Source organism: Deltaproteobacteria bacterium, from assembly GCA_016213065.1.
In the GTDB taxonomy this organism is placed as follows: Bacteria; UBA10199; UBA10199; order SPLOWO2-01-44-7; family SPLOWO2-01-44-7; genus JACRBV01.
On the sequence record JACRBV010000145.1, the window covers coordinates 16,937 to 27,927 of the forward strand.

The 10,991-nt window shown below is 45.9% G+C and carries 13 protein-coding genes and 1 pseudogene; 6 read left to right on the forward strand and 8 right to left on the reverse strand.

Features of this window, described 5'->3' with window-relative positions; translation table 11 throughout:
• Window positions 1-47 precede the first annotated feature (47 nt).
• The 5 genes from thrS to HY877_08695 all read right to left on the reverse strand — a co-directional run bounded on the left by thrS (window position 48) and on the right by HY877_08695 (window position 4,277).
• On the reverse strand, window positions 48-1,790 hold the full coding sequence (gene thrS, locus HY877_08675) for a threonine--tRNA ligase (protein MBI5300345.1): 1,743 nt from the start codon (window positions 1,788-1,790) through the stop codon (window positions 48-50).
• Between the two features lie 219 nt (window positions 1,791-2,009).
• On the reverse strand, window positions 2,010-2,375 hold the full coding sequence (locus HY877_08680; protein MBI5300346.1) for a hypothetical protein: 366 nt from the start codon (window positions 2,373-2,375) through the stop codon (window positions 2,010-2,012).
• Window positions 2,372-2,662, reverse strand: coding sequence for a hypothetical protein (locus HY877_08685; GenBank protein ID MBI5300347.1), 291 nt, complete (start codon window positions 2,660-2,662; stop codon window positions 2,372-2,374). Before HY877_08685 ends, HY877_08680 begins: the two co-directional genes overlap by 4 nt.
• 231 nt (window positions 2,663-2,893) lie before the next feature.
• Window positions 2,894-3,271, reverse strand: coding sequence for a PilZ domain-containing protein (locus tag HY877_08690; protein MBI5300348.1), 378 nt, complete (start codon window positions 3,269-3,271; stop codon window positions 2,894-2,896).
• 1 nt (window position 3,272) lies between these two features.
• Window positions 3,273-4,277 (reverse strand): AAA family ATPase, encoded by a 1,005-nt coding sequence (locus tag HY877_08695; GenBank protein ID MBI5300349.1) that lies wholly within the window; start codon window positions 4,275-4,277, stop codon window positions 3,273-3,275.
• 62 nt (window positions 4,278-4,339) lie between these two features.
• Here HY877_08695 and HY877_08700 point away from each other — a divergent pair, with 62 nt between their 5' ends.
• The 4 genes and pseudogenes from HY877_08700 to HY877_08715 all read left to right on the forward strand — a co-directional run bounded on the left by HY877_08700 (window position 4,340) and on the right by HY877_08715 (window position 8,730).
• Window positions 4,340-5,269, forward strand: coding sequence for an ATP-binding cassette domain-containing protein (locus HY877_08700; GenBank protein MBI5300350.1), 930 nt, complete (start codon window positions 4,340-4,342; stop codon window positions 5,267-5,269).
• A complete protein-coding gene (locus HY877_08705) occupies window positions 5,269-7,482 on the forward strand; it encodes a Gldg family protein (GenBank protein ID MBI5300351.1) in 2,214 nt (737 codons plus the stop codon). The genes HY877_08700 and HY877_08705 overlap by 1 nt, the downstream gene beginning before the upstream one ends.
• Window positions 7,479-8,051 (forward strand): hypothetical protein, encoded by a 573-nt coding sequence (locus HY877_08710; GenBank protein MBI5300352.1) that lies wholly within the window; start codon window positions 7,479-7,481, stop codon window positions 8,049-8,051. The genes HY877_08705 and HY877_08710 overlap by 4 nt, the downstream gene beginning before the upstream one ends.
• A pseudogene (locus HY877_08715) lies at window positions 8,048-8,730 on the forward strand (methyltransferase domain-containing protein). Before HY877_08710 ends, HY877_08715 begins: the two are co-directional and overlap by 4 nt.
• Here HY877_08715 and HY877_08720 read toward each other — a convergent pair.
• Both HY877_08720 and HY877_08725 read right to left on the reverse strand, forming a co-directional pair.
• Window positions 8,699-9,112, reverse strand: coding sequence for a clan AA aspartic protease (locus HY877_08720; GenBank protein ID MBI5300353.1), 414 nt, complete (start codon window positions 9,110-9,112; stop codon window positions 8,699-8,701). The pseudogene HY877_08715 and the gene HY877_08720 sit on opposite strands and share 32 nt — an antisense overlap.
• Window positions 9,093-9,350, reverse strand: coding sequence for a hypothetical protein (locus HY877_08725; GenBank protein ID MBI5300354.1), 258 nt, complete (start codon window positions 9,348-9,350; stop codon window positions 9,093-9,095). Before HY877_08725 ends, HY877_08720 begins: the two co-directional genes overlap by 20 nt.
• Before the next feature lie 155 nt (window positions 9,351-9,505).
• Between HY877_08725 and HY877_08730 the strand changes: the two genes are divergently transcribed.
• On the forward strand, window positions 9,506-10,657 hold the full coding sequence (locus HY877_08730) for an MFS transporter (protein MBI5300355.1): 1,152 nt from the start codon (window positions 9,506-9,508) through the stop codon (window positions 10,655-10,657).
• Between the two features lie 20 nt (window positions 10,658-10,677).
• Window positions 10,678-10,800, forward strand: coding sequence for a hypothetical protein (locus tag HY877_08735; GenBank protein ID MBI5300356.1), 123 nt, complete (start codon window positions 10,678-10,680; stop codon window positions 10,798-10,800).
• Here the strand turns inward: HY877_08735 and HY877_08740 are convergent.
• On the reverse strand, window positions 10,784-10,966 hold the full coding sequence (locus HY877_08740) for a hypothetical protein (protein ID MBI5300357.1): 183 nt from the start codon (window positions 10,964-10,966) through the stop codon (window positions 10,784-10,786). The genes HY877_08735 and HY877_08740 overlap by 17 nt on opposite strands.
• Window positions 10,967-10,991 lie beyond the last annotated feature (25 nt).

A 10,991-nucleotide genomic window follows, 5' to 3' on the forward strand; every position in this document is an offset into this window, starting at 1 on the left:
CCGTTTACATGGACCCGGGACCATGGACTATGGACCATGGACTTGGATCAATTAAAATTGTTGACTACCTGTTTTACTTTTTCAATAAAATCGGTGACGGACATCGCTCCCAAATCTCCTTCTTTACGAGCTCTCACAGCCACTTTGCTGGCTTTCACTTCTTTGTCGCCGATTACCAGCATGTATGGAATTTTTTTGAGCTGGGCTTCGCGAATTTTTAGCCCCAGCTTTTCATTTCTGTTATCCCATTCCGCCCGGAAACCCTGACTACGCAATTGTTCCAAAACTTTTTTTGCAAACGAAGCTACTTGGTCCGAGAGGGTTAACAGAACCACTTGAACCGGAGCCAGCCACGCAGGAAAAGCTCCGGCGTAATGCTCAATCAAAATTCCCAAAAAACGTTCGAAAGAACCAACCAACGCCCGATGCACCATAAAGGGTCTATGGGCCTCGCCGTCCGAGCCCTGATAGCTGATTTCGAACCGTTCCGGCAAGTTAAAATCGAACTGAATGGTGGTGCATTGCCAAAATCTTCCAAGGGCATCTTTGATTTTGAGGTCGATTTTGGGACCATAAAACGCCCCACCCCCTTCGTCCATTTCATAAGCAATTTTATGGAGTTCGACCGTATTTTTTAAAGCTTTTGTGGCCTTGGACCAGTCTTCATCTCGTCCCACCGCTTTGGGTGGTTTGGTTGCAATAAAAGCTTTAAATTCGGTCAAACCAAAGGCCCGTAAAACTTTCAAAACAAGTTTGATGCATTTATCGATTTCTTCTTCGACTTGTTCGGGAGTGCAAAAAATATGGGCATCGTCTTGTGTAAAACCACGCACGCGCGTGAGACCGTGCAAAACACCGGAGCGTTCGAATCGATAAACCGTTCCAAATTCTGCATAGCGCACAGGCAATTCTCTGTAGCTTCGCAGGCGTGAGCGATAAATCTGGATATGGAAAGGACAATTCATCGGTTTGATATAGTAGAGTTGATTTTCTACATCCATCGGGGCGTACATATTTTCTTTGAAGAAATCGAGATGGCCTGAAGTTTCCCAAAGCGTGGAACGACCGACGTGTGGTGTGAAAACCCATTCGTAACCGGCGGCAAGCAGTTCCTTGCGCAAAAAATCTTCGACGAGCAAACGGAGCATGGCTCCTTTGGGATGCCATAAAACAAGCCCGCCGCCGATGGTCGGTTCAATTTCAAAGAGGTCTAATTCCTGTCCCAATTTGCGATGATCTCGCCTTGAAGCCTCTTCGAGTTTTTTCAAATAATCATCCAAATCTTTTTGGGAGGCGAAAGCGGTTCCGTAAATTCTCTGGAGCATCGGATTTTTTTCATCACCACGCCAATAAGCGCCGGAAACTTTCAAAAGTTTGAAGGCTTTTATGTCGCCGGTTTTGGAGACGTGAGGACCTTTGCAAAGATCGGTAAAATTGCCATGGGTGTAAAGTGTGACGTTATCTCCTTCAATACCGTTAATGATTTCGATTTTGTAATTCTCTCCCATCTTCTTAAAAAGTTGGATCGCTTCTTTTTTGGAAACTTCTTTGCTTTCAAAAGGGAGATTGCTCGCGATAATTTCTTTCATCTTCGCTTCAATTTTTGGCAAATCTTCGGGAGCAAAACCGCGGGGATAATCAAAATCGTAAAAAAAACCCTCTTCAATGACGGGTCCAATGGTAACTTTGGCAGAGGGAAAAAGTTTCTGAACCGCATCGGCCATGATGTGCGCACACGAATGCCGCATTTTTTCAACGGGATCCTTTTCAAAGCCGGTACGGCAAACCATAGTGGCACTCTTAAATCTCGCGTCTTTCGGAATCAGTCCAGCTCGCAACGCGAGCGAGAGGGGGAGGCTCCAACAGCTTTGCTGTTGGAGGGGGCGACGCGAGCCCCTACAAATAGAGGGGGTGATATTGCAGAAACATACTGAGATTTCAAGGGGTTTTTGCTGGAGTGTTTGCTGAAGCGCAGGAAGTGTCGCAACCCTCATGCGTCCATGGTTATCTTAAGCCGCCAGCTTAAATTCCACCGTGTCGTATTCCACCACCGGCATTTTGACGAGGCGTCCAGATACATTGGTTACTTTGACCTTGAGAGCACCGACTTCCTCAAAGAAAAGGATAACCTTATTTAAATTTGATACATCAATTTTGGCGAGTTTTGCCAATTCATAAACGGATTTCGGTTTAAAAATCAGAATATATTTCAAAACATCCAGATTGCGCACAAACCGTTCGAAATCTTTCTTGTTATCAAAACTAATTTCATAGTGGGGTTTTTTGACTTTGCCCTTCTTGGCTTTGCGAAAGGCCTTCTTGAAATTATCCAATATTTCATCCGATGTTTTTAACGAGACGATTAGGTGTTTCATATTTTTACCTCCATGTGGGTTAAAACCAAATTTTTAAAATCTTTAATCAATTTTTCTTCATCTACATATTGATATGGAATCTCTTGATCGCTCGCATGAATATGCGGCCCTTTCGGATGATGATTGTCCATCAGAACTCTTTTCCCGTTTTGCAGATCAACCAGAACAAGGCCATATTTGATTCCGTCCGGATATTTTGGAGACTTTCCGACTTTATGAATCTCCATCTCAAGTACATATCGCCCCTGAAGCCGCGCTTTGTGCCAATAAACTAGAGTGGCTTTCATATTGGTTGAATACTACCTATATTGGGTGATCTTGTCGAGTATTTTTTGAATGTTTTACGGTCTTGTGACACCGAGGTTGGTGTTTACAATTTATGAGAGGCGGCGGTAGTAGCGGGCGGTGTCATCATTTCGCAAAAAACCGCCGGTGTTTGCAAAACGGCGGATACGGGCTTTGAGAAGTTCCAGTACTTGCCTTCGCGCGCCCCAGGGATCATGGTACTATACGATGGGTTACTTTTTGGTTAACCCAACAAACCGGCTCATTTGGTCGAAGACGAATTCCATGAATTTCTTTTTGGCGTCGTTGTCCATGTGTTGGATCAACACGCCGGTTTCAAAACTGGTGGGGGAAATTTGATTTTGCCAGACCACCTCTCCTTTTGCTTTGATGCGACTTTCCGGATCACTCCCAAGAAAAACCTCCAGATCGAGAATACTTCCGGGGGTTAGAGCGGTGGGTGTCATCAAACGCAAACCGCCGGCACTGATGTCGGAACTGACTGCCTCGGCATATTCGGAGAGCTCGCCCGAAGCGGATTCAATCGCGTAACTCACGGTCAAAGCAATATCGAGGCGCGCATATTTTCTGCGGTTTTGTGGAGGAGGCATGTTATTTTTCATCTCCCCATTGTCGAACGGTGATGCCTGCTTCTTTAAGAAGACGTGACGCTGTTTCTTCCAGACTATATCCCTTGTTATAAATCACCTCTTGAATGCCGGAGTTGATAATCATTTTCGTGCAAGCCAAACAGGGAGACAACGTGGAATAGAGTGTTGCGCCTTTGATGCTCACGCCGTGATAAGCGGACTGGACAATCGAATTTTCCTCAGCGTGAGAACAGAGACATGCTTCAAGGTTGGAACCTGAAATTCCAAACTTGTGGCATCGCGGACATCCTCCTTCGTTGCAATTTTTGATGCCGCGCGGAGTTCCATTATAACCCGTTGAGATGATGCGCTGATCTTTGACGATAATCGCCGCCACTTTGCGTTTGATGCAATTACTTCGAAGCGCCACGCGTTTGGCAATTCCCATGAAATATTCATCCCAACCGGGACGTTCAGCACTCATCGCCAGCGTTTGCAAAACCTCACGAACTTTCTGGTGCAATTCTTCAAGCGTTGTGTTGTTTTCAATCGTCGCGTCGGCCAGATCAAGCGTGGAGTTCAATTGTTGGTCGGTTGCTTTTTTCCCGGCCGCCTCTTTGGCCTCCTGCGCCACAAAAGATTCATAGGTGAGCGTGTCATTTTCGCGGGAACGGAGTTTGATTCTTTCAAAACGAACCTGCGGATCTGTTTCCACAGCGAGAAGATAAAAATGGGGAATCTGGCGCAAAGCTTCCACTTCCGTCGGATGCCGGATTGAATCAACAATATAATTTCCATCCGGCTCCAGTTTGGAAGCAACAATGGATCCCAACACGCCCGCGCCCCTTTGCAAACGAAGATCGTTGGCAAAGTCGGTCAACGATTTGCGCGTGACTTCCTTCCCCTGTTTTTTGAGTTCTTCCCGCAAAACATCCGAGAGAGAATAATATTGATAACCGGCATCGGTGAGAAACTTGGCCACCTCCCCTTTGCCCGATCCATTTTTTCCAGTGAGTCCGATAATCATAAAATGTAAGCTCCTCTATCATTGACACTCTTTCAAAAAATCTTAAGATTTGCAACCTCAACATGCTTCAAATTGAAAATCTTCAAAAATCTTTTGGTCCGGTTGAAGCCGTGCGCGGCATTGGCTTCGAAGTTCACAAGGGAGAAGTGGTGGGATTGCTGGGACCCAACGGCGCCGGCAAGACCACGACCATGCGACTCGTTACGGGTTACCTGAAACCAAACGCCGGAAATGTTACTCTCAATGGTGTTTCCGTTTTGGAAAACCCGGCCGAGGTGCAGAGACAAATAGGCTATCTGCCGGAAAATGCACCCTCCTATCCCGAAATGGAAGTGACCGAATTTTTACTTTATGGTGCTTCATTAAGAAATGTCCCCAAGGACAAAAAAACGGCTTATCTGAAGGAGGCCATTGAACTTTGCGGTCTTTCGCAAGTAGTGGGGCGTCCGATTGGAGAACTCTCCAGAGGTTTCAAACAACGAGTCTGTCTGGCACAGGCAATGATCCACAAACCCCCTCTCCTTATATTAGATGAACCAACCACCGGTCTGGATCCCCACCAAATTCAGGAAATTCGGGGGCTGATTCAGGAGATCGGAAAAGAAAGAACCGTAATTTTATCAACTCACATCATGCAGGAAGTGCAGGCGGTCTGTAGTCGCGCGCTCATCATTGCGCGCGGTAAACTCGTGGGCGAAGGGTCCCTTCAAAGTCTCATGCAAAAAGGCCTCGGCAAAAATCGCTACGTCACACGAATTAAAGCCGACCGAAAAACCATCGAATCAGAAATTCAAAAACTTGCTACTCTGACGATTGACACCTTTTTGCCGGAAAGTAACGGAGTCTGGCAAACGGTTGTATTGCAAAGCAAAGACGATAACGACCATAGCGAAGATATTTTTCAATGGGTGGTGGGCAACAAATGGAGTCTAGCGGAATTGCGGCGCGAAACCACCTCGATGGAAGATGTTTTTCTGGAGCTGACAAAATAATGCATACGATCTGGAACATCGCAAAAAAGGAATTCAAAGATTATTTCATCACACCGATTGCCTACATCTATCTGATCACTTTTCTCGTGGTGACAACGTGGCTCTTTCTGCGCAGTTTTTTTCTTGCGGGGCAGGGAAGTCTCAGAGGATTTTTCGCGCTGATGCCGTGGATCTATCTTTTTTTCGTGCCCGCTATCACGATGGGGAAATGGTCGGAGGAGAGAAAACAGGGCACCATTGAACTGCTCTTCACCCTGCCGATCTCGAAAAAAAATATCCTGATCGGCAAATTCATGGCCGGGTTGGGTTTGCTGACGACAGCATTGCTTCTTACTTTTCCTCTTCCCATCACCGTTTCTCTGATCAGCAAACTCGACTGGGGTCCCGTGATCGGAGGCTATCTGGGATTGCTCTTCATGGGCGGGGCCTACATGGCCATTGGTCTTTGGATTTCATCGCTGACGAATAACCAGATTATTGCTTTCATTGTGGGAGTGGTTGCCTGCTTTGTTCTCTTCATCATCGGAGAGCCGCTGGTCACAACGGGACTCTCACCGCTGACGGTTTCTCTTCTGCAATATCTCGGCTTGGGAACACACTTTGAATCAATCGGTCGCGGTGTGGTTGATAGTCGTGATGTTATTTATTATCTCTCCGTCATCTCCCTCTTTCTCTTTTTTAATCTGAAATCTTTGGAAGGGCGTTCTAAGGAACGATGGATTTTAATCTTGGCGATTTTAATTGGCGCGGCAACTCTCAATTTGCTTGCCTCGCGCCATTTTGCTCGGCTCGATCTGACGAAACAAAAAAATTATACTCTGGCTCCGGCCACCAAAGAAATTTTGAAAAATCTGGATGATGTTGTGACGATCCGTCTCTATTTTACACCGGACCTCCCTCCTGCCCTCACCAATGTCCGTCGTGATGTGGAGGACATGCTCGCCGAATATAAAACCTATGCGGGCAGTCATCTAAAAGTGGAATATTACAATCCCCAATCGAGCCCCGCCATGGAACAGAAGGTGCAGGCGATGGGAATTCCATCAATCGAATTAAACGTCATCCAAAAAGATAAACAGGAAGTTCAGAAAATTTATCTGGGGATGACACTTAGCTTTGCCTCGCGACAGGAAGTTTTGGCGGTGATTCAGAATACCGGCAATCTGGAATACCGGCTTGATGCCGGCATGACTAAAATTGTTCAGGTCAAAAAACCCGTTTTGAGTTGGTGGGGTCCCGCAACAGCGTCCATGTCGGGGCAAAAAGAAGCAAAAAAAGAGGGATATGATATTTTGATTGAGCGGTTAAGACAGCGTTATGAAATCCGCGCTTACTCACCGCAAGATACTCCGAAAGCAAACATTGACGAGATGCCAATTCTTCTCATGGTTGTTCCCGACACTTTGTCCGACGCACAGAAAAAGTTTTTTGCCGACTATCTTGCAAACGGGGGAAAAGCGATTGTACTTGCGGAACGGGTTTCAGTTTCAAAGGAAGGACTCAAACCAACGCTTAAAGAAAATCCGATGAGCGATATTTTCAAAGAATATGGAATCGAGGTCGGCAAAGAAATTGTCTTGGATCGCTCCAGTGCTACGGCCACCTTCACGGGCGGCGTTGTCAGTTATCATATCCCCTATCCTTTCTGGGTGAAAATTATTCCGGTCAATTTTAATCCGACACAACCGGTGGTTTCGGAGCTTGGTTTGATTATTCTCCCGTGGCCCAGTCCCGTTCGACTCTTACAGCCCCTCCCTGAAGGAGTTTCTGAATCGATTCTTTTCAAAACAACCCAATACGGGATGACGGCAAACGCAAATCCGGCGCTACCGCTTGATCCGCAAAATGCTCAGACTGCAATGTCACAGGGAAAACCGGAGGTAATTCCACTGGGAGTCATGCTGACTCAAAAGAAAAAAGAGGGACCCACGACGCAACTGGTTGTGGTGGGAGATAGTGCTTTTGTACAAAACCAGTTTTTGGAATTATTCGAGGAGAACATTGTCTTCGTCGAAAATGCGGTCGATGCATTTTCAACAGGCAACCAGCTTTTGGGGGTAAGAACCAAGGGAAATGCGGCCACTTCCATTCTTGTGCTGACAGAGGCACAACGCACGGGTCTCCGGTTCATTAACATTCTCCTAAGCCCTCTTTTGCTGATCGGGTTGGGGGCTACAATTTTTCTTTGGAGGAGAAAAGCCTTAAAATTATGAAAAAATTATCCCGCTCTCTTCTTTATTTGATGCTCGTTTCCGTGGCCGCCTTTCTGGTCTGGCATTTTGAAAAACCGACACGCGAAAAAACGGGAGATGTTTTAAACAGAATTTTTCTTCCCGATTTTGATCCACAACAAGTGAATTCTATTCAAATTGAACATTTGATGAATGGTGTAAAACTGAAAAAAGAAAATGAGGAGTGGGTGGTAACAAATACAAAAACAAAAATTCGCGAGAATATCAATCCTGCGGAGAAAGTTCCTGAGAGTTGGCAAAAAATCGACAGTGGGAAATTGTTAGCGGCGCTGGATATCCTAAAAAATCTTCATGTCGTTTCACTGGCCGGAAGCAATCCGGAGCGACACGGTTATTTTGAAGTCAGTCCTGTAGGAATGCAGGTCTGGTTTTATGATTCAGCGGGCAAAGAGTTGGCCAAACTTTATCTTGGTAAGATGGGCGCTGGTTTCGGCGAGAGTTACATTCGCAAAGAGGGAGACAACAACGTCTACTTGACGGATCATTTCCTGCGCGTACTCTTCCCGGCAGACGCGGAAAAATGGAAATGAAAAAACCTGATCTCGAATTACAAGCAACGACACTCTGGGAATACCCTTCCCAGCACTACGGCAAAAAATCTCAGGGAAGCCAACTCTATGCGGGCGCCACACCGTCCTACATTATCTGGAATCTTTTGAAACGCTACACGCGGGAAAATGATTTGATTGTCGATCCCATGTGCGGGTCCGGCACCACGATTGATGTCTGCAACGATTTGGGACGCAGGGTGCAGGGCTTGATATCGCGCCCTCCCGTGAAGGTGTTCAGCAAGCGGATGCCAGAGATCTTCCGCTGAAAAACGAAACAGTCGATTTTCTTTTTGTCGACCCTCCCTACTCCGACCATCTTTCCTATTCGGGAGACAAAAAATGTATCGGTCTCATCAAGGCGGAAGACCCAAAATATTTTGAAGAAATGGAAAAAGTGATTCGGGAAATTTACCGTGTTCTAAAACCCCGGCGCTACATGGGACTTTATATTTCCGATTCCTACAAAAAAAAGCAGGGGTTTATGCCGCTTGGTTTCAAAATGTTTGAGATATTGTGCCACTACTTCAAGCCCGTTGACATTATTACCGTCGTACGCCACAACAAAAGCCTCAAAAAATCGCAGTGGAAAAAAACAGCCCTCGAACAAAACTTTTTCCTGCGCGGGTTTAATTATCTTTTTGTAATGAAGAAAGAATGATCGAGTGGATTTCACCCGTATTGTAATTGATGTCCATTCTGAAGTTCCTGAGAAAATTCATTCCCAAAACTCCTGCTACACCCAATTTGCTGTTCATATCGTGACAGGCAATTTCGAATTCGGTCATTTCAAATCCAAAACAACGAAACGTAGGTATTTCTATAAGATATCCTTTGGAACGTCCAGCGGCACCATCCAGATTGGATATCCTAAAAGCGTCTCGGCTTGAATAACCAAGAAAATCAATAATGGTTGTATCGACAATCGTTAAAGCCGCACCTGTGTCAAAAACCAATTCCACTTTTTCGTTCTGATTCTGATTTTTGAAAGGCAGTTGTGCTTCCGCACAATACAAACCCTCTTTATTGATGAGTTGGAACATCTGTGATTGTCCATTCTGCAAAACCAAAAAAATGTTTGATGGAGCCAGTATAGGTAAAACGATCCGATTGAAGATTTTTCTCTTTTAATTGTTGAACTACTATTTTCAAATCAGATCCGGCGGCGGTCACAATCCCCGATTTCACAATTCCCTCACTTATATACTCCACATCAACTAAAGAAACCCATTGATCGGGATACTGTTTTTGAATCTCCTCCCAAGTTATTTTTTTTGTCATGCCCTCCCCCTCTCCTAAATGCAAGCTCATTGAAACATAAAGCAAGATCCAATTCAATCGCCAAAACTTATTTTTTGTGATCTAAAAAACATACAAAATGTTCGACCAACTTATCCTTTATTTCCGGCGGTGATTAAAATATAGATCAGGGGTCCATGAACCGCAAGGCGCTCACCTCTATCTTTCTTGTTATCTTCATCGATCTTTTGGGATTTGGAATTTTGATACCCATTCTTCCCTACTACGCCAAGTCCTACGGGGCATCCGCAACGGTGTTGGGTTTCCTCATGATGAGCTATTCAGCGATGCAGTTTCTCTTTTCTCCGCTTTGGGGAAAACTTTCGGACAAATTTGGACGACGCCCCATTTTGCTCACCACCATTTTAGGCATTGCCATCTCTATGCTTTTTCTGGGTCTTGCAAAAACACTGGCCGGTCTTTTTTTAAGCCGCCTCTTGGCCGGATTTTTTGGAGCCAATATCGCCACAGCCTCCGCCTATATCGCCGACAACACGCCTCCTTCCAGCCGTGCAAAAGGAATGGGAATGATCGGTGCCGCTTTCGGACTTGGTTTTCTTTTTGGACCGGCCATCGGAGGATTTCTGTCCCAGTGGGGTTATGCGCTTCCCGCTTTTGTGGCAAGCGGTCTTGCCTTTTTCAATTTCTTTTTCACGTTTGCCATTTTAAAGGAGCCACCGCTTTCCGAATCGGTCCGTTTTGATCATCGCCATTCTGTTGACCGTCAACATTTTTTAAAAATTCTGGCGAACAAGAAAACATTCCAACCCATTCTTCTTTTCTTCCTCGTGACTCTGGCGATGGCACAACTTGAAACAACTTTCGCTCTTTTTGTTCTTGATCGCTTTCATCTTCAGGCTACATCCGCCGGTTATCTTCTGGCCGCCATGGCCATTGTGATGGTGTTGATTCAGGGCGGAGGAATCGGGCGTCTTGCCCGTATTTTGGGCGAAACAAAACTGGTTATTATTGGCAGTTTCGTGGCAGGTGTTGCGCTGATCAGCGCCGGCTACGCTTTTGATCTCTCCATCTTTACGACCAGCCTGATTATTTATGCCGTTGGTTACGCTATTGTGAACCCTTCCCTGTTGAGTCTTGTGTCACAAGGCGCTGATCCACGACAACAAGGCGTTACCATGGGAGTCTATCAATCCGCCGGAAGTCTCGCGCGCATTGCGGGCCCCATTTTCGCGGGCCTGCTTTTTGACCGCTTGGGTATTCATTACCCCCTGCTCGTCGCTTCGGGATTTTTCGGACTGACTTTCCTGATTGCCATAACAAGGCTATAAAAACAAAGATCCCCATTATCATGCTAACAGTCCAATCCCGTTCGAATGACAAATCATGGGGAATTGAAGTGGGTGCCTGCGATTACATTACAAAACCATTCACCATGGAATCCCTCAAACAGCACGTCAACGCCCATTTGTGAAAGAGCTGGCGATGGCAAGCAATTCTCCGATTTGGTTGTTGTGCGTTGCTATGAGATTGTCGATATCCGCGAGTGAGTCGATGAGGACGTTTCGAACTTCGGCAAAAGACTCTCCTACGCCCGTTCTCACTTTCTCGACCTCCGCGTCGTCCCGTTCACAACTCATCAGTGGCATCATTTGACGAAAACCG

What these genes read in the sequence shown, in the direction of transcription:
- thrS (MBI5300345.1), bottom strand. Translation starts at nt 1,790, where the DNA reads ATGGTTTGCCGTACCGGCTTTGAAAAGGATCCCGTTGAAAAAATGCGG.
- HY877_08680 (MBI5300346.1), bottom strand. Translation starts at nt 2,375, where the DNA reads ATGAAACACCTAATCGTCTCGTTAAAAACATCGGATGAAATATTGGAT.
- HY877_08685 (MBI5300347.1), bottom strand. Translation starts at nt 2,662, where the DNA reads ATGAAAGCCACTCTAGTTTATTGGCACAAAGCGCGGCTTCAGGGGCGA.
- HY877_08690 (MBI5300348.1), bottom strand. Translation starts at nt 3,271, where the DNA reads ATGCCTCCTCCACAAAACCGCAGAAAATATGCGCGCCTCGATATTGCT.
- HY877_08695 (MBI5300349.1), bottom strand. Translation starts at nt 4,277, where the DNA reads ATGATTATCGGACTCACTGGAAAAAATGGATCGGGCAAAGGGGAGGTG.
- HY877_08700 (MBI5300350.1), top strand. Translation starts at nt 4,340, where the DNA reads ATGCTTCAAATTGAAAATCTTCAAAAATCTTTTGGTCCGGTTGAAGCC.
- HY877_08705 (MBI5300351.1), top strand. Translation starts at nt 5,269, where the DNA reads ATGCATACGATCTGGAACATCGCAAAAAAGGAATTCAAAGATTATTTC.
- HY877_08710 (MBI5300352.1), top strand. Translation starts at nt 7,479, where the DNA reads ATGAAAAAATTATCCCGCTCTCTTCTTTATTTGATGCTCGTTTCCGTG.
- HY877_08720 (MBI5300353.1), bottom strand. Translation starts at nt 9,112, where the DNA reads ATGTTCCAACTCATCAATAAAGAGGGTTTGTATTGTGCGGAAGCACAA.
- HY877_08725 (MBI5300354.1), bottom strand. Translation starts at nt 9,350, where the DNA reads ATGACAAAAAAAATAACTTGGGAGGAGATTCAAAAACAGTATCCCGAT.
- HY877_08730 (MBI5300355.1), top strand. Translation starts at nt 9,506, where the DNA reads ATGAACCGCAAGGCGCTCACCTCTATCTTTCTTGTTATCTTCATCGAT.
- HY877_08735 (MBI5300356.1), top strand. Translation starts at nt 10,678, where the DNA reads ATGCTAACAGTCCAATCCCGTTCGAATGACAAATCATGGGGAATTGAA.
- HY877_08740 (MBI5300357.1), bottom strand. Translation starts at nt 10,966, where the DNA reads ATGAGTTGTGAACGGGACGACGCGGAGGTCGAGAAAGTGAGAACGGGC.